This is a genomic window from Acidimicrobiales bacterium (assembly GCA_040219515.1).
GTDB lineage: Bacteria > Actinomycetota > Acidimicrobiia > Acidimicrobiales > Aldehydirespiratoraceae > JAJRXC01.
On record JAVJSI010000011.1, the window covers coordinates 185,309 to 203,050 of the forward strand.

15 protein-coding genes are annotated in these 17,742 nt (G+C 69.2%); 8 read left to right on the plus strand and 7 right to left on the minus strand.

Going from position 1 to position 17,742, the window contains the following annotated elements; genetic code table 11:
• Window positions 1-40: 40 nt before the first annotated feature.
• Entirely contained in the window at window positions 41-373 is a 333-nt protein-coding gene (locus tag RIB98_10675) for a hypothetical protein (protein ID MEQ8841438.1), read from the plus strand.
• 15 nt (window positions 374-388) lie between these two features.
• On the opposite strand, the gene pyk is transcribed toward RIB98_10675, so the two are convergent.
• Together pyk and RIB98_10685 are read right to left on the minus strand one after the other, a co-directional pair.
• On the minus strand, window positions 389-1,819 hold the full coding sequence (gene pyk, locus RIB98_10680; GenBank protein MEQ8841439.1) for a pyruvate kinase: 1,431 nt from the start codon (window positions 1,817-1,819) through the stop codon (window positions 389-391).
• 59 nt (window positions 1,820-1,878) lie between these two features.
• Window positions 1,879-2,658: a transglutaminase-like domain-containing protein gene (locus RIB98_10685; GenBank protein ID MEQ8841440.1), complete on the minus strand. Its 780-nt coding sequence runs from the start codon at window positions 2,656-2,658 to the stop codon at window positions 1,879-1,881.
• Between the two features lie 30 nt (window positions 2,659-2,688).
• Between RIB98_10685 and RIB98_10690 the strand changes: the two genes are divergently transcribed.
• Both RIB98_10690 and RIB98_10695 read left to right on the plus strand, forming a co-directional pair.
• A complete protein-coding gene (locus tag RIB98_10690; protein ID MEQ8841441.1) occupies window positions 2,689-3,453 on the plus strand; it encodes a glycerophosphodiester phosphodiesterase in 765 nt (254 codons plus the stop codon).
• A 101-nt stretch (window positions 3,454-3,554) separates the two neighbouring features.
• A complete protein-coding gene (locus RIB98_10695) occupies window positions 3,555-4,913 on the plus strand; it encodes a lytic murein transglycosylase (protein ID MEQ8841442.1) in 1,359 nt (452 codons plus the stop codon).
• Window positions 4,914-5,651: 738 nt separating this feature from the next.
• On the opposite strand, the gene RIB98_10700 is transcribed toward RIB98_10695, so the two are convergent.
• Window positions 5,652-5,834, minus strand: a complete 183-nt coding sequence (locus tag RIB98_10700; GenBank protein ID MEQ8841443.1) for a hypothetical protein — start codon at window positions 5,832-5,834, stop codon at window positions 5,652-5,654.
• Between the two features lie 76 nt (window positions 5,835-5,910).
• On the opposite strand from RIB98_10700, the gene RIB98_10705 reads away from it, so the two are divergent.
• The 3 genes from RIB98_10705 (at window position 5,911) to RIB98_10715 (ending at window position 9,924) form a co-directional block, all read left to right on the plus strand.
• Window positions 5,911-7,362: an NAD(P)/FAD-dependent oxidoreductase gene (locus RIB98_10705; protein ID MEQ8841444.1), complete on the plus strand. Its 1,452-nt coding sequence runs from the start codon at window positions 5,911-5,913 to the stop codon at window positions 7,360-7,362.
• Window positions 7,359-8,078 (plus strand): glycosyltransferase family 2 protein, encoded by a 720-nt coding sequence (locus RIB98_10710; protein ID MEQ8841445.1) that lies wholly within the window; start codon window positions 7,359-7,361, stop codon window positions 8,076-8,078. Before RIB98_10705 ends, RIB98_10710 begins: the two co-directional genes overlap by 4 nt.
• A 121-nt stretch (window positions 8,079-8,199) precedes the next feature.
• Window positions 8,200-9,924 carry an EAL domain-containing protein gene (locus tag RIB98_10715; GenBank protein MEQ8841446.1) on the plus strand — a complete coding sequence of 575 codons (1,725 nt, stop codon included), beginning with the start codon at window positions 8,200-8,202 and terminating at the stop codon, window positions 9,922-9,924.
• Window positions 9,925-9,936: 12 nt separating this feature from the next.
• On the opposite strand, the gene RIB98_10720 is transcribed toward RIB98_10715, so the two are convergent.
• On the minus strand, window positions 9,937-10,800 hold the full coding sequence (locus RIB98_10720) for a glycosyltransferase (GenBank protein ID MEQ8841447.1): 864 nt from the start codon (window positions 10,798-10,800) through the stop codon (window positions 9,937-9,939).
• A gap of 59 nt (window positions 10,801-10,859) precedes the next feature.
• On the opposite strand from RIB98_10720, the gene RIB98_10725 reads away from it, so the two are divergent.
• A complete protein-coding gene (locus RIB98_10725; GenBank protein ID MEQ8841448.1) occupies window positions 10,860-12,065 on the plus strand; it encodes a glycosyltransferase family 4 protein in 1,206 nt (401 codons plus the stop codon).
• Window positions 12,066-12,079: 14 nt separating this feature from the next.
• Window positions 12,080-16,384, plus strand: a complete 4,305-nt coding sequence (locus RIB98_10730; protein MEQ8841449.1) for an alpha-(1->3)-arabinofuranosyltransferase family protein — start codon at window positions 12,080-12,082, stop codon at window positions 16,382-16,384.
• Here RIB98_10730 and RIB98_10735 read toward each other — a convergent pair.
• Genes RIB98_10735 through RIB98_10745 form a run of 3 tightly spaced genes read right to left on the minus strand, consistent with a single transcriptional unit; the run spans window position 16,381 to window position 17,742 of the window.
• A complete protein-coding gene (locus RIB98_10735; protein MEQ8841450.1) occupies window positions 16,381-16,977 on the minus strand; it encodes an ATP/GTP-binding protein in 597 nt (198 codons plus the stop codon). The two genes, RIB98_10730 and RIB98_10735, sit on opposite strands and share 4 nt — an antisense overlap.
• Window positions 16,958-17,323 carry a DUF742 domain-containing protein gene (locus RIB98_10740; GenBank protein ID MEQ8841451.1) on the minus strand — a complete coding sequence of 122 codons (366 nt, stop codon included), beginning with the start codon at window positions 17,321-17,323 and terminating at the stop codon, window positions 16,958-16,960. The genes RIB98_10735 and RIB98_10740 overlap by 20 nt, the downstream gene beginning before the upstream one ends.
• Window positions 17,320-17,742: a roadblock/LC7 domain-containing protein gene (locus RIB98_10745; protein ID MEQ8841452.1), complete on the minus strand. Its 423-nt coding sequence runs from the start codon at window positions 17,740-17,742 to the stop codon at window positions 17,320-17,322. The genes RIB98_10740 and RIB98_10745 overlap by 4 nt, the downstream gene beginning before the upstream one ends.

Below are 17,742 nucleotides of genomic sequence, written 5' to 3' on the forward strand. Positions count from 1 at the left end.
GCGGTCCCTCGACCTCGGATCGCACGCCTACAGTCGTCCCGTGCAATTGGCCGCCCTTCCCGAATGGCTCGACCCCGAGATGCTCACCTGGATCCTCCTCGTGGTGATCGTCGTGCTGATCTACCTGATGTACGTCGTGGTCCGGTTCATCCAGCGGGTGGCCCTCAAGACGGTGTTGTTCGTCGCGCTGGCCGGACTCGGCCTGTCGTTGTGGGTGCAGCGCAGCGACCTCGACCACTGCGCCCGCACGTGCGAGTGCAGCCTGTACGGGCAGACCGTCGAGGTTCCGTGGGATCAGCTGCCCGAGGATGTGCGGGTGCGTCTCGCCGATGGCGAAGTCGGTTGCCGACCGCTCGTCGGCACCGATGCCTGACGGCCGACGGCGGGGCTACGGCACCCGCTCGATGCGAAGGACGTTGGTGGAACGGCTGCGGCTGTCGGAGCCGGCGAGCACCGCGACGGACTCACCCGAGCGGATGAGGCCTTCGGCCTTGGCGTGACGCACCGCCTCGGCAACCATGTCCTCGTTGCTGTCGCGGGGTTGGATCAGCATCGGTGTGGTGCCCCAGCTGAGGGTGAGCTGCTGCACGGTCGCCTCGTTGACGGAGAATCCGAGGATCTGGGCCTCGGGGCGAAAGCGGGCGATCGAGCGGACCGTGAAGCCGGACCCGGAGATGCAGAGCACGTGTTCGATGCCGAGTTCCTGGGTGGCGCGCCAGGTGGCCATGGTCATGGCGTCGGTGACCGACGCGGCACCCGCTTCCTCGTCGGTCATCCGGAAGTCGGCCAGCATCTGCGCCCACTGCTCGTGATCCATCTCCTCGTCGGCGCGGCGGGCGATGCGGCTCATCGTGCGCACGACGTTGACCGGGTCGACACCGATGGCCGTCTCGCCGGACAGCATCACCGCCGAGGAGCCGTCGAACACCGCGTTGGCGACGTCGGACGCCTCGGCCCGGGTGGGCGCCGGGCTGGTCACCATCGACTCGAGCATCTGGGTCGCCGTGATCACCGGGCGGCCGCCGGCGATGCAGTCGCGGATGATGCGCTTCTGGAGGTGTGGGAGGTCCTCGAGGCTGCACTCGTTGCCGAGGTCGCCACGAGCGACCATCACGGCACCCGACGCTTCGATGATGCCGGGGAGGTTGTCGACCGCGGCGCGGGTCTCGATCTTGGCGACGAGCAGCGGGCCGCGTGGGTGGGGTTCGGTGCCGACCCGGCGGATGTCATGGGCCGAACGCACGAAACTGATGGCGATCATGTCGACACCCACGTCGACGAAGGCATCGAGGGCGATGAAGTCCTCTTCGGTGGGCGTGGCCATCTGGAGCCGGTCGGAGGGTACGTGGATGCCGGGCCGGCCCCGGAGCCGACTGCCCGCGATCACGGTCGCGAGGAGCTTCTCCGCGGACTTCTCGGTGATCTCGAGTACCGCCCCGCCGTCGCCGACCGTGACCCGGTCGCCGAGCTGCACGTCGGTCAGGAGGCCCTCGTAGTCGACTTCGATCACGGCGGCGGTGGATTCGTCGGTGCCGGTGCGCAGCTCCACGGTGTGGCCGGTCGGCAGGTCGACGCCGCCGTCGGCGAAGGACGCGGCTCGCACTTTCGGGCCGGGGAGGTCGACGAGGATGCCGACCCGACGGCCTTCGTCGGCGGCGACCTTGCGGACCCGGTGGAAGCGTTCGAGTCCGTCGTCGATCGTGCCGTGGGCCAGGCCGATGCGGGCGACGTCCATGCCGGCCCGGATCATCTCCCGCAGGGTGCTCTCGTCCTGTGAGGCTGGCCCGATGGTGGCGACGATCTTGGTGCGGCGGTGCATGGTTCGAGGGTAGCCCGGCCCACCTTCGGCCTCGGACCACCTCGGGGACTTGTTCGTCTCTAGTTCAGGCGGGCCCGGAGGCGGCCGGCCCGATCGCGCGCCCGGTCCGCGGTCGCGTCGGGCGGTCCGTGGTCGACCGCCCGCTCGAGGAGGCTCGCCGCCTCGTCGTAGCGGCCGCGCAGTTCGCACAGTTCGGCGAGCGCACGGAGGTCCGTTGGCTCGGCCGGGAGTCGAATCCGGATGTCGAGCAGCCAGTCGAGGTCTCGCGGGCTGCGGTTGCGGAAGCTCACGGTCAGGTTGTTGAGCACCCGCTGCACGATCGAACGGGCCGGCACCGGCGCCAGATAACTCGGATGGAAGACTGCGCCGGCACCGTGCAGCGACCGGAACCGTGCTTCGCAGGCAGCAGCCGAGATGCGGGTGCCCTCGTGGAACGGATCGATGAAGCCGTCGACGTCGTCTCGTTCCCGGACGAGGAAGTGGCCCGGCATTCCCACCCCGACGAGATCGACGCCGACCCGACGCCCGACCTCGATGACGACGACGGCGAGGGTGATCGGCATGCCGACGCGGCGGCGGATGACCTGGTCGAGGTAGGAGTTCCGCGGGTCGTGGTAGTCGGCGCGGTCACCGCCGAAACCCTCGCCGACGTAGAGGTGGCGCACGAGGGACCCGACCGTCGCATCCGGACACGAGTCCGCGAATTCGTCGAGGGAGGCGATACCGCGCCCCACGTCGGCGCCGTCCGGCCGGGCGGCAGCCAACAGCAGGAGCATCTCGTCGAGCGGCGCCTCGCGTTCACCGGACATCATCTCGGTCAGGCGATGCGCAGGGCTCACACGGCGACCGTAGCCAACTACGGTGACCACGTGTCGAGCATCCACCCGTATCTCGCCGTCGGCCACCCGATCGCCTTCGCCCATCGTGGCGGGGCCATGGCCCACCCGGAGAACACCGAGCGGGCGTTTCGGCACGCGATCGAGCTCGGCTACACCCATCTCGAGACCGACGTGCACGTCACCGCCGACGGTGTCGCCGTGGCCTTTCACGACGACGTGCTCGACCGGGTCACCGATGCCACGGGTGTCATCGCCGAGCTGCCATGGTCGGTCGTGCGGCGGGCCCGTGTCGGCGGGACAGAGGCGATCATGCAACTGGCCGAGCTCCTCGAAGCTTTTCCCACCGCCCGTGTCAACCTCGACCCGAAGCACGACGCCGCCGTGGAGCCCCTCGCCGCGGCGATCACCAGGGCTGACGCGGTCGACCGGGTGATGATCGGCTCGTTCAGCGACGCCCGTATCGCGGCCGTGCGACGGCGTGTCGGTCCGGGGTTGGCGGTCAGCGCCGGTCCGAGGCTGGTGGCCCGGCTGGTGGCTCAGAGCCGAGGCCTGCCGGTGCGCACCGACTGGGTCCACGCCGCCCAGGTGCCGGCTCGCTCCAAGGGCGTGCCCATCGTGAACCGCCGCTTCGTGGACCACCTCCACGCTCGCGACATCCAGGTCCACGTGTGGACCGTCAACGAGCGGGAGGAGATGGAGCAACTCCTCGATCTCGGCGTCGACGGTGTCATGACCGACGACACCGAACTGCTCCGCGAGGTCTTCGTCGAGCGCGGCCACTGGGCCGATCGCTGAGCACCGCCGAGCGTCACCCCCACGGGCTCGGCGACGGGTAGAGTGTTTCTTCGGGTCACGCGGGCGATCCGGGGCCATTGGGCTCCTGAGGTGGCATGCCCGTGTTCGACAACCGACATCACCGCAGTCTGGGACTGCGCAACTGGGTCGTCGTCGTCCTGATCGCCGGACTCGCCACGGGCGGACTGGCCATGGTCGTCGCGACGTCGCCGAACGCCCCCGACCGGGCCGGGGCGAGCAGTGCGGTGAGCGAGGGTGGCGTCGCTGAGGACGCCGTGGCCGCCGTCGCGGTGTTGGTCCCCGACGACCGCCTCGATCCTCGCATCGCCGGTCTCGAGCTGCGCGGTGCCGCGTGGGATCGTGCCGTTGCCCGGCTCGACGCGGCGCTCTTCGCCCAGGCCGAGAACGACCGGAACCTCGCCAGCGCGACCCGGCGGATGGACACGCTGACCTCCGAGTCCGCCGACGTGGCGGTCAGTCTGCGCGCGGTCACCGAGGAGACCGAAGGTCTCGCCACACGGCTGGCCGATGTCGAGGCCGTCCTCGCGGCGCGGGCGCTCGACCGCTACGTGAACTTCGGCTCGGATCCGCTGCTCGGACTCGACGACCCCGCCGACGCCACCGAGCTGGCCCGAAGCGAGGCCCTCGGCGAGCGCGTCGACGAGGTGCAGTTCTCCACCCGCGAAGAGATCCTGGAACGTCAGCGCAACGCCGATCAGGAACAGCGTCACCTGCTCGGTCGGTCGGTCGAGCTCACTGCGGAGATCGGTTCGACCCGGTCCGTGATCGAGGAGCGACTGGCCTCGGTGGATGCGCTCGAACGAGAGGTCGTCGCCGCGACCGAAGCGGTCCGCTCCGCTCGCTGGTCTGCCACCCTCCCCGGCACCGACCTCTCGGTGGTGGCCCTCGATGCCTATCTGAACGCCGAGGACCTGCTGGCCCAGGACTTCAGCACCTGTGACCTCGAATGGTGGATGATCGCGGGCGTCGCGCGAATCGAGAGTTGGCACGGGCGCTACGGGGGTCGCAGCCTGCGCGCCGACGGGCGCGCGGATCGGCCGATCATCGGCATCGCGCTCGACGGCGGACCGGGCGTCCTGGCGATCGTCGACACCGACGGCGGCGAGTACGACGGCGACGTCGAATGGGACCGGGCCGTCGGTCCGCTCCAGTTCATCCCCGAGACGTGGAGCCGGCGTGGCCGCGACGGCAACGGCGACGGCTGGGCCGATCCGCAGAACCTCTACGACGCCGCGTACAGCGCGGGCCGCTACCTGTGTGCTCTCGGGGGCGACCTGTCGGCGCGCTCGGCTCTTCGGTCCGCCTACTTCGGCTACAACAACTCGACTGCGTACGTGAACGACGTGATCGGTCATGCCGACGACTACGCCGACTTCCGCCTCCCCGACATGCCCGCGACGCCCGAGCCTGTGGCTGAATCTGTGGAGAACCCCGAGTGAACTGGGGACCGACGGTGGGTATCGCGCCCCCGGTTGGGGATTTCGTCGCAGCCCCTTGACCCGCCGGGGGTCGGGTCGCAGGATGCATCTTGTCGACGCAGGAACGAGCGTTCCGGGATTGCCGAGACGGACTCGAGGGGCGCAAGCCCCGAGAGCACCGGACGGGTTCCTCGGAGCGGGAGTGAGCGCAGCGACACGGCAAGATCAGGCCGGGACCCGCAAGGGAACCGGCGGATCGACCGGAGGCACGGAGGTGCCCGAACGGAGCAGTCGAGAGGGTTCCCGACGGGGGCCGCTCGGAGGCGAAGGACGGGTCACCACCAGCCGGAGGGTCCGCCACTGTCAGGTGCACACCGCGGGGTGTGCGGCCGGGAGGGGGAATACACCCGACGGAGGGCACGTGTCAGGGTCGCATCGAAACGCAGTCGCTCCGACGGGGGCGGCAACGGGTCGAAGCGGGCCGGTACCGCCGGGTACCGATGGTCGATGCAGGCAAACGGAACCGAGACGATCGGGACCGGGAGTCAGGACAGGCCCCGCAAAGGCCGGTCCCATATGGTCAGGACGTTCCGACGGGGCGGCCGGCCAGGTGAAGGAGCCGTTTCGAGGCCCCGAGGAGTTGACCGGTGAGAGCCGGGAGGCTACTCGGGGTCTTGTCCCTTTTTGTCACGTCGTCGGCGCAGGAGTTGTCGACGCAGGGAGTTCGGCGGAGCCGAACTCCGAGAAACCCGAAGGGCTTCAGTCGTCCTTGAGGGCCACGGCGTTGGGGGTGACATTCATCTTCGGCTCGTACTCCACGGCGTCGGCCGCTCCCCCGCCGTCGGAGCCCATCGTGGCCCGGAGTTGCCCCCGGCAATCGTCGCAGGGCGCGTAGTAGTCGACGGCGACGGCGGTGCCACAGCGAGGGCAGGTGATGTCCATGGGTGCAGTGTCGCGCAGACGATGGGTGATTCGCGGAATCGGGTAAGATCCGCCATCCCGGGGAGGGAAACGTCGCATGGGCGAGTTCGAGAGCAACGATTCGGCGGCGCGGACCGTGGTCATCGGCGCGGGGCCGGCCGGGCTGACCGCGGCCTACCAGCTGGGCAAGGCGGGGCGCACGGCCACGGTGCTCGAGGCCACCGACGTCGTCGGTGGCATCTCGCAGACCGCCGAGCGCGACGGATGGCGATTCGACATCGGCGGCCACCGGTTCTTCACCAAGGTGAAGCCGGTTTCGGAGCTGTGGCACGAGATCCTCCCCGACGAGGACTTCCTGCTGCGGCCCCGCATGAGCCGCATCTACTATCAGGGCAAGTTCTACGACTACCCGCTCAAGGCCTTCAACGCCCTCGGCAACCTCGGCATCATCGAAGCGCTGCGGTGTGTGTTGTCCTACGTGTGGGTGCGGATCAACCCGCCCAAGGACCAGTCGACGTTCGAGGGCTATGTCGCGGCCAAGTTCGGCTGGCGGCTCTATCGCACGTTCTTCAAGACCTACACCGAGAAGGTGTGGGGCGTACCCGCCGATGAGATGGAAGCCGACTGGGCCGCGCAGCGCATCAAGAACCTGAGCCTGTTCAGCGCCATCTGGAACGCGGTCACCCCGAATCGCAATCAGAAGGACATCACGAGCCTGATCGAGGAATTCGAATACCCCCGCCACGGTCCCGGCATGATGTGGGAACGGTGCCACGAACTCGTGGTCGGCCAGGGCAGCGCCGTCCACTTCGACCAGCCGGTCCAGACGGTCCGCCATCGCGACGGCGCGGCGTTCGAGGTCGTCACCGGCAGCGCAGCCGGCGATGTCGTCCACCCCTGCACCGAGGTCATCTCGTCGATGCCGATCCCCCGTCTCGTGCAGGCGATGGAGCCCGCGGCCCCCGAAGAGGTCCTCCTGGCCGCGAAATCGCTCGAGTTCCGTGATTTCCTCACCGTCGCCATCGTCGTTCCCGAGGCCGACGGTTTCCCCGACAACTGGATCTACATCCACGCCCCCGAGGTCGACGTCGGCCGCATCCAGAACTTCGGTTCCTGGTCGCCCGAGATGATTCCCGATGCCGGCAAGACCTGCCTCGGGCTCGAGTACTTCGTGAACGAGGGCGACCACCTGTGGGTCAAGGACGACGAGGACCTGATCGCCCAGGCCGAGGCCGAGATGGTCACGCTCGGGCTGTTGGCCCCGGGTCGCGTGGAGAAGGGCTATGTCGTCCGGATGCCCAAGGCGTATCCGATGTACGACGCCCAGTACAAGGACAACGTCGACACCCTCCGCGCCTGGTTGGCCGCCAACGTCTCGAACGTGCACCCGGTGGGCCGCAACGGCATGCATCGCTACAACAACCAGGATCACTCGATGTACACCGCCATGCTCACCGTGGAGAACATCGTGCGGGGCACGACCCACGACGTCTGGGACGTGAATGTCGAAGCCGAGTACCACGAGGAACTCCGCGGGTCCGACGGATGACATCGGGCTCTGACCGACGCACCATCGTCGTCATCCCTGCCTTCAATGAAGAAGCATCGCTCCCGGCGGTCCTGCGCCAACTGGCCGACGAGGTTCCCGACCTCGACGTGGTCGTGGTCGACGACGGCTCGGTCGATTCGACGGCCGTGGTGGTGCGCGAGGCCGGGGTTCCCTGCGTGTCGCTGCCCTTCAATCTCGGAATCGGCGGCGCCTTGCGGGCCGGCTACCGTTTCGCGGCCGATGGCGGCTATGACCGGGCGGTCCAGTTCGACGCCGACGGGCAGCACCGAGCCGACCAGATCGGTGTGCTGCTGGCGGCGCTCGACGAGGGCGCCGACATGGCCTGCGGTAGCCGTTTCGCGGCCGGTGGCTACGACGTCGGCCGCGGTCGGGGTTGGGCGATGGGGCTCCTCCGCGTCGGTGTGCGCCTGCTCACGGGTCGTCGCTTCACCGACACCTCGTCGGGCTTCCGGGCCGTCCAGGGTCCCCTGCTCGAGGTGTTCGCCAGCGAGTATCCCGTCGAGTACATGGATTCCGTCGAGACGTTGGTCAGCGCGTGCCGGGCCGGCTTCGAGGTGACCGAGGTGCCGACGCTGATGCGCGAGCGTGCCGGCGGGGTGCCGTCGCAGCGTCCGTTCCGGCTGGCGTACCATTACGCACGACTGCTCGTGGCCCTGCTCGGGTCGCCACGACGGGCCGTGCCCCGCCATCGCTGAACATCGGTTCGATTACAGCTTTCTCCAGGGCCTCAAGACCTGGTGGACATGCGCCGACTGGACTACATCGACGTCACGCGCGCAAGCGCGCGGCGTGCACCGAGTCGACAGACGTCGTCCGATGGAGGTGAACCAGATGGCCCGCAAGAAGGAAGTCGAAACGAATCCGCTGCGCATCGAACATCTGGTGGAGACCGAGCACAAGGCCGGTGTCGATCTCGCATGGATCGTCGTGTTCGGCACCATCCTGTGTGTGCTCGCCATCGCGTTCGCCGTACCCGACGCGGTGCTCGACCGCGTGGCCGACACGAGCGGACTCAACGTCAACGGCGTACTGGCGCTCACCACCGTCGTTCCCCTCGGGGCGACCGCCTTCGCCTATCGGCGCTACCGCGATGCGGTCGGGGCACAACGAGAACTGACCCACCTCTCGCTGCACGATGCCCTGACCGGCCTGCCCAACCGCCGCCACCTCCGCGAAGTGCTGCCCGAGGCCTTTCGGCACGCACGCCGGTTCCACACTCGTGCCGCGGTGCTGTTCGTCGACCTCGACGGCTTCAAGTCGGTCAACGACACCTACGGACACGAGGTCGGCGACCGGTTGATGGTCGCGGTCGGTGAGCGTCTCTCCCGCTCGATCGGGCCCGACCGTTGGGTCGCCCGGTACGCCGGCGACGAGTTCGTGATCATCGACCCGGCGCCGACCACACTCGACCACGCCGCTCGGTTCGCCCGTGAGCTGATCGGCGTGATCGAGACGCCGTTCGAGCTCGGAGCCGACCGGATCGGTATCTCGGCGAGCATCGGCATCGCCTACGGCGACACGGCCGACGACCCCGACGAGGTCCTTCGCGACGCCGACACGGCGATGTACGACGCCAAGCACAGCGAGAACCGCACGGCGGTCTTCTCGGAGGCGATGCGAGCCCGGTTGACGCCCGCCACCGCCGAGCGGCGCCTGCAGGGGGCACTCGACGACGGTGAGTTCCGACTCTTGTACCAGCCGATCGTGGCGCTGCGTAGCGGCCGGATCGTCGGTTGCGAGGGCCTGTTGCGTTGGGACGATCCGAAACGAGGGATGATCCCTCCCGGCGACTTTCTCTCCTCGCTCGAGGAGACCGGCCTGATCCTGCCGGTCGGCCGCTGGGTGTTGGAGGAAGCGTGCCGTCAGGCGGCGGTGTGGGCCGGCCAGACCCCGCCCGGCCAGACACCCCTGCGCGTGACCATCAACGTGTCACCCCGCCAGCTCGGCCAGGCCGACTTCGCCGACGACCTGCGCAGCGCGTTGGAGTCGAGCGGCGTCGACCCGTCGCTCATCTATCTCGAGCTGACCGAAGCGTCGTTGATCGCCGACCCGCGAGCGGCGTGGACGGCGCTCACCGCAGCCCGCGAGCTGGGCGTCGGCATGGCGCTCGACGATTTCGGCACCGGCTACTCGTCGCTGACGCATCTCCGCAACTTCGACTTCGAGCTTCTCAAGCTCGACAGCAGCTACGTCAGTGGTCTGGGCGAGCGGCCGATCGACGAAGCGATCGTGCGCCACGTCGCCTCGCTGGCCCGGGGCCTCGGTATCGCCACCGTGGCCGAGGGTGTGCGAGACGCCGGCCAGGTGGACCGGTTGCTCGACATCGGATGCGAGCTCGGCCAGGGTTTCTTCTTCTCGGAGCCGCAGCCACCGACGATCATCGACAGCCTGTTGTCACGCCAGTTCGGCAGTGCCGAGGCGGGCGGGACGGCACCCGCCGCTCCCCCGTCGAAGCCGACCACCGTCGAGGTCGCCGCGGCGGCGTCGGCCCCCGTCGTGCTCCCCAAGCTACGCAGCACGGCGCCGGTCACTCCGGCCTGAGCGGATCCCGACTCAGCCGGCGACGTCGGCGGGCGGGGGTCCGTAGCGGCCGCGTAGATGGTCGCGAATGCCCTTGAGTCGACCGGCCGGCGACCAGTGAAGGCCTCGTGAGGGTGCGTGGACCACCCCGACCGGGATCTGGACGAGCGCCACCGCGATCCGGAAGAGCTCGTTTCGACGGCCGTAGTGCTCCTTCAACATCAGCAGTGTGTTGCGCAGTTGGAGGTAGGCAACCCGCTCGATCGATGCGCTCATGCCCGGATTCCTCACCATCGCGCCGCGGATGACACCGCAACTCCAGCCGGCCCGGGCGGCCCGGATGGCGATCTCGCTCTCCTCGCAGTAGGCGAAGTAGCGCTCGTCGAAGAGCCCCACCTCCTCCAGGCACGCCCGCCGGCACATCATGAGCGTGCCGTGGGGATAGTCGGCGGGATCGAAGCCGGCGTCGACGGTCGGCGCCGCATCGATCGTGCCGAGGTAGGGCTGGATGATCGGGCGCATCCCGTCGCCGACATCGGCGCTCATGAGTCCCACGCTCGGCCGGTCGTCGACCGCGTGGAGCATCTTCTCGAGCGTGTCGGCGTCGGGGAGGGCGTCGTGGGGGGCGATGGCGACCCACTCCCCGATGCCGTCGCCGAGGAATCGACGGAGACCGACGTTGCCGCCCGGACCGAACCCGAGGTTGGCCCCCGTGAGGATGACCTCCGCGTCGCCGACCAGGCTCGGCAACGCGTCCTGGGTCTCGGCGGACGAGCCGTTGTCGACGACCAGCACCCGCGTGGGGACCGACTGGTTGCGGAAGGCGTCGACGGTGCGCCCCACGGCGTCGGGACGGTCTCGGTGGATCACGACGACCGTGACGGGTGGTGGGGACATCGGGGCGAAGTGTGCACCCGGTCGCGATCGGTCGGCAACCCCGCCGCTAACATGCGCCGGTGGAGTCGACCGGCCCTTGCGGCAGTGACAGTGACAATCGGGACCGTGACAACCCGAATCATCCCGCCAAGCTCGGCGATCTCGTTGCCGAGTCGGGACTTCGACGCATACACATGCTGGCCTGGCGCGATCTGGCCGACGTCGAGGCCGGGGGCTCCGAACTCCATGCGTCGATGGTGGCGTCTCGATGGGCCGACGCCGGGATCGAGGTCACGATGCGCACCTCGTATGCGCAGGGCGCGCCGCCGGAAGCGACCCGTGACGGCTATGTCGTCATCCGCCGCGCCGGCCGCTATCTGATCTTCCCGCGGGCCGTCATGGCCGAGATCGCCGGACGACACGGTCGGCGCGACGGTCTCGTCGAGATCTGGAACGGGGTGCCCTTCTTCTCGCCGCTCTGGGCGCGCGGCCCGCGGGTCACCTGGTTGCACCACGTCCACGAGGACATGTGGCCGCTCGTCCTTCCGCCGAGTCTCGCCCGGGCCGGTCAGCTTCTCGAGCGCCGCATCGCGCCGCCGTTCTACCGGCGCACCCCCGTCATCACGCTCAGCGACTCGTCGAAGCAGCACCTGCTGTCCCGGCTGCGGCTGCCGGAGCACAACGTCCACGTGGTGCCTCCCGGCATCGACGGCCGCTTCACCCCCGGCTCGGCGAAGAGCCCGGAACCGACCGTGCTCGCGGTGGGACGACTGATGCCCTCGAAGGCGTTCGGGTCGCTCATCTCCGCGGTCGACGAGGTCCGCCGCCAGGTGCCCGCCCGGCTCGTGATCGTCGGCGAGGGCTACGAGCGCGACGACCTCGAACGCCAGATCGCCGTTCTCGGGGCCGAGGAATGGTGCACGCTCGCCGGCCGGGTCGACGACGACGAGCTCGTCGATCACTATCGCCGGGCGTGGGTCGTGGCCAGCGCCTCGCGCAGCGAGGGCTGGGGTATGACGCTGACCGAGGCGGCGGCCTGCGCCACGCCGGCTGTGGCGACCCGGATTCCCGGTCATCTCGATGCCGTACGCGACGGGGTCGGTGGCCTGCTCGTCGACACCGACGACGAACTGGCGGCCGCCCTCACGAAGGTGCTGCGCGACGACGATCTCCGGGCGCGGCTCAGCGACGGCGCCCTCCGCACGGCCGCCGCGCTCACGTGGGATCGCACGGCCTACGAGACCCTTTCAGTGCTCGCCGGCACCACCGATCGTCGCGCCGGCTGAGCCGGGACTGCCGGGTGGGGAACGAGTTCGGCGCACTGATCCGCCGCTGGTGGGTCGTGCTGGTCGCCGCACTGGCGGCCTACGTGCCGGTGGTGCTCTCCAGTCCCGGCGTGGTCGGTGCCGACACCAAGACCTACCTCTACCTCGACCCCGGGGGGGTGTTGCGCGACGCCGCGAGCCTGTGGGACAGCGACGTCGCACTCGGCACCGTGACCCATCAGAACATCGGCTACCTGTGGCCGATGGGCCCCTTCTACTGGGTGTTCGACACGCTGGGGAGCCCCGACTGGTTCGCCCAACGGCTGTGGCTGGGCACGCTGCTCTTCGCCGCCGGTGCCGGTGTCCACTTTCTGCTGAAGACGCTGGACTGGCAGGGACGGGGAATGCTCGTGGCGGTACTCGCCTACGAGCTCAGCCCGTACCTGCTCGACTACAGCGCACGGATCTCCGCAGTGCTGCTGCCATGGGCCGGGCTGCCGTGGATGATCGCCCTGACGATCCGGGCCGCCCGGTCACAGACGTGGCGTCACCCCGCCGCGTTCGCGCTCGTCGTGCTCACCGTCGGTTCGGTCAACGCGACCTCCCTGATTCTCGTCGGTCTCGCGCCGGTGGCGTGGTTGGTCCATGCCCGGCTCGCCGAGCGGTCGCTGAGCACGCGAGAGGCCGTCGCTGCGGCGCTGCGGATCGGGGTGCTGAGCCTCGGCGTGTCGATCTGGTGGATTGCCGGGCTCGTGCTCCAGGGCGGCTACAGCCTTCCCGTCACTCGCTACACGGAGACGTACCAGACCGTGGCCTCGTCATCGACGGCGCCCGAGGTGTTCCGGGGTCTCGGCTATTGGTTCTTCTACGGCAACGACAAGTTCGGACAGTGGATCGAACCGAGCATCGAGTACACCCAGGGCGTCTGGCTGCTCTTCATCAGCTTCGGTCTGGTCGTGTTGTCGCTCTTCGGCGCCGCCCTCGTGCGCTGGCGCCACCGCAGCTATTTCGTGCTGCTCATCGTCCTGGCCGGCTTCATCGCCATCGGCGGGCACCCGTTCGACGCGCCGTCACCGCTGGGGTCGATCTTCAAGGACTTCACCGCGACCGACGCCGGCCTCGCCCTGCGCTCGACCCCGCGGGCGCTGCCGATGCTGGTCCTGGCCACCGCCGTCTTGCTCGGGGCGCTCGTCAATGCGGTCGATGGCCGATGGCCGACGTTCGCCCGGGGGTTCTCGGCGCTGGTCCTGATCGCGGTGGTGCTCAACAACCCCGCGATGTGGCGTATCCGCATGATCGAGGAGCACCTCCAGCGCGACGAGGACCTGCCGGAGTACTGGCTCGACGCGATCGATTCCCTGAACGGGAACGGCAACGACGGTCGGGTCATGGAGGTGCCGGGCAGCGACTTCGCCTCGTATCGGTGGGGCAACACGGTCGATCCGATCACCCCGGCGTTCCTCGACCGCGGTTATGTCGCTCGCGAACTCGTGCCGTTCGGCTCCCCGGAGTCGGCTGACCTGCTCACTGCCTTCGATCGACGGTTCCAAGAGGACTCGGTCGACCTCGATTCGATCGTGCCGGTCGCCCAACTGATGTCGGTGGACGATCTCGTGCACCGGGCCGACCTGACCTACGAACGGTTCCGCACACCGCGCCCGGCCCCGACTGCCGACCTCCTCGACCGCGCCCCCGGCCTCGACCTCGGCGCCGGGTTCGGTCCGGTCGGTGCCAACATCGCGGGACCGGAACAGACCCTGCTCGACGAGGTCCACCTCGCCACCGACCCGTCGCTGCGCGAGCCCGCGGCGGTCGAGACCTATGGCGTGCCGGAGGCGCTCGACATCGTCCGCACCAGGCCCCTCGTCGGCTCCCTCGTGGTGGTCGGCGATGGCGCAGGGCTGGTCGACACGGCCGGGGCGGGACTCCTCGATCCGCAACGGCCGATCTGGTTCGGCGCCGACCTCGCCGCCGACGAGGCGCTCCGCGTCGACGTGCTCGAGTCGCCGGCCACGATCGTGGTCACGGACACCAACAAGCGGCGGGCGAGGCGGTGGGGCACCCTGCGGGAGAACCTGGGCTACACCGAGCGACCGGGAGAGTCCCCCCTCGTCGACGACCCGACCGACAACCGCCTCGAGATCTTCCCCGATCTCGCCGCGGCGGGCGTCGACCCCGACGATGCCCGCACGGTGAGCCGCCAGGACGGGCCGTTCGACCTGCGCGCCTCGAACTACGGCAACCCGGTCACCTACACGAACGACGACCGCCCGGCCCTGGCGATCGACGGCGATGACGACACGGCGTGGGTGGTCGGTGCGTTCTCCGAGGCACGAGGTGAGTGGTTGGAGTTCGTCTACGACGAGCCGACGACCATCACTCGCATCACCCTGCTGCAACCACAGACCGACTCGAACCGGCAGATCACCGAAGTCACCGTGCGGGCCGACGGCCAGGAGCTGGCCGTCGTCGCCCTCGGCCCGGCATCGTGGTCCGCGCCCGGCCAGATGGTGGCGCTGCCGGCCCATGATCCGGCACTCGTGTACGAGATAGAACTCACCGACCTGTCGCTCCCGCCGCAGCCCTCCTACGGCGGCGTGTCGCCCGTCGGGTTCGCCGAGGTCGTGATGGGCGACGCGGCTCCCGTCGAGGAGTACCTCCGGCTCCCGGTGGCCTTCACCGATCGCGTCGGCGACGACCTCGACCGCCACGAGCTCGCGGTCGTCGTGACCCGTGAGCGCTCGAATCCCCAGGAGCCGGTCCGCGAGGACCCCGAAGCCGAGATGCGTCGCGTCGTGGAGTTGCCGTCCGAACGACAGTTCACGATCGAGGGAAGCGCCCGAGTCTCCGCCGCCGTGCCCGAGGCGGCCGTCGACGGACTGATCGGCCGGGAGGTCACCACGGGTGGCATCGGTGCGCAGGCATCGTCGTCCGGTCCCCTGCCCGGCGACCTCCGCAGCATCGCGTCGTTCGCGTTCGACGGTGATCCCTCGAGTGCGTGGACGGGCCGCTTCGGTCCGCAGGCCGACCAGTGGGTGGGCATCGAGCTCGAGGAGCCCTTCGCGTTCGAGTCGGTCGCCGTCGACGTGGTGGTCGATGCGCTTCACTCGGTGCCGACGGAGTTCGACGTCGTGGTCGACGGCGTCTCGGTGGGAGTGGTGCCCAGCGGGCTGGTCCAGGCCGATCAGCCACGGGGGTCGGTCCAGCGGGTGGAGCTGCCCGTCGCCGGCCGGGGGTCGCGACTCGAGATCAGGGTCAGGGCGGTCGACGAGCGGGTCACCCAGGACTGGTACGCGAACTACTTCGTTGCGATGCCCGTGTCGATCGCCGAAGTGCAGCTCGACGGCGTCGCCTTCTTCGGCGCCCCCGACGCCGTTGACACCGGTTGTGTCCCCCTCCTGACGATCGATGGCGCCGTCGTCGACGTGGCCGTGGCCGGCTCGGCCGACGACGCGCTCGAACGGCGGGAACTCGCCGTGACCGGCTGCACGGAGCTCGCCACCGACGGCGGCCTCGTCATGGCGACCTCCAGTCGACCGTTCGGTCTCGACCTCGACCAGCTCGTGTTTCGCAGCCCGGCTCCGCAGGAGATCCCGACGGTCGCTCCCGGCCCTGTCGACGTGCGTTCGAGCGACGACACGCACTACTCGTTGACGGTGCCGGCCGCCGACGAGGATCGCTTCCTCGTGCTCGGCCAGAGCCACAACCTCGGGTGGGAGGCGACCGTCGACGGGACCTCATTGGGCGAGCCGGTGCTGATCGACGGTTTCGCCAACGGCTGGCGCCTGCCCGCGGGACCCGCGGTGGAGGTCGATCTCGACTGGACACCACAGCGCCTCGTCGGGTGGAGCCTGTGGCTGTCGGCCGTGGCCGTGCTCGTCGTGCTGGCGCTGGCGTTGCGCCGGGGTGGCCGTGGCGCTCCCCCGCTCGCCGAACGGGGCGACGGTCCGGAGCAGCCGACGTTGCGGTCCCTTCCGCTCATCGATCGTCCACGCCGACGTCCACCGGCGTCGGCCCGGGTGGTCGCCACGGCGGGGTTCGTCGTCGCCGGGTTCTCCTGGCTCAACCTCCCCCGCCTGCCGGGGCTGGCCGTGGTGGTCGGGTTCGTCGTCGCGCTGATGCTCCGGCATCGGCTCGGCTGGCTGCGCCCCGCGACGATGGCGGCGGTGGTCCTGGGATTCACGTCCGTTGCGATCATGGTCGCGCAGAAGCGCTTCCGGTATCCCCCGGACTTCGGCTGGCCACAGCAGTTCGCCGACCTCCACGTGTGGGGGGTCGTCGCGCTGTTGCTGTTGGCGGCGGACTATGTCGTGTCGCTGGTGCGACCCGAACGGGACTAGACGGCGGTCGTCGCCTTCGTCAGCGCATGCTGCACGAGCTCGAGAAGCGTGGCCTTCGTCGCCGCCCGATCCCGGGCATCGGTGGTCATCATCGGGACATCGGCGGGAATCGCCAACGCCTCACGGACGTCCTCGAGGGAGTGGTGGATCCGGCCGAAGAACGCGTTCACCGCGACCACGAACGGGATGCCGGCCGACTCGAAGTAGTCGACGGCCGCGAAACAGTCCTCGAGACGCGAGGTGTCCACCACCACGACAGCACCGATGGCGCCGCGGACCAGGTCGTCCCACATGAAGTGGAACCGGTCCTGTCCCGGCGTGCCGAACAGGTAGAGGATCAGGTCGTCACCGAGGCTGATGCGACCGAAGTCCATCGCCACGGTCGTCGACTTCTTGGCCGCCTCGCCGGCGATGTCGACGCCCTGGCTGTGCGACGTCAACGACGCCTCGGTCGTGAGCGGTTCGATCTCGGAGATCGACCCCACGAACGTGGTCTTGCCGACCGCGTAGCCGCCGGCCACCACGATCTTGACGGGGAGGGGAACGTTGCCGCTGGGAGCAGCAGTGTTCTTCTCAGAGCGCTTGAAGACCATCGAGGACCCTTTCGAGGAGTCGGAGGTCGGGGCGGGAGCCCTCTTCGTCCGATGCCGGATTGGCATGGGAGTCGAGGAACCCCTCGGTGACCAGGTCACCCACGAGGACGCGGGCAACCCCTAACGGAAGGTGGAGGTGTGCGGACACCTCGGCAATGGAGGTGGGATCGGCGCAGAGTCGCAGGATGTCCCGCTTCTCCGAGGGGAGGGTGCCCGGATCGTCTTCGCCCCGCGGAGTGACGCGGACGATCGTCTCGAGCGCGAGCTCGGTCGACGAACGAACTCGTCCACCGGTCAGCGCGTACGGGCGTACACGCAGCCGGGAGTCGCGGGGCTGGTCGGTCATCGGGGAAGCGCGCTCTGGAGCTCGGCGCGCAGCTCGGGGGTCAGGAAGGGTCCGGTCTTGTCGACGAGGACGGCCATCTCGTAGCCGACGAGTCCGACATCACAGTCGGAGTCGGAGACCACGGCGAGGCACGAACCGTCGCTCACGCCGGTGACGAAGAGGAATGCGTTCTCCATCTCGACGATGATCTCGTTGACGCGGCCACCGCCGAAGCGGCCGGCGGCGCCGTAGGCGAGACCGATCAGACCGGAGGCCACCGCGGCGAACCGGTCGGCGGCGTCGCGGTCGAGTCCGCCGGACATCGCCATCGGGAGTCCGTCAGAGGAGACCACGACGGCCTCGCTGACCCCGGGGACACGTTCGACGAAGTTGGCGACCAACCAGTTGACGTTCGTCGCCGCGCTGCTCATGTTGCTCAT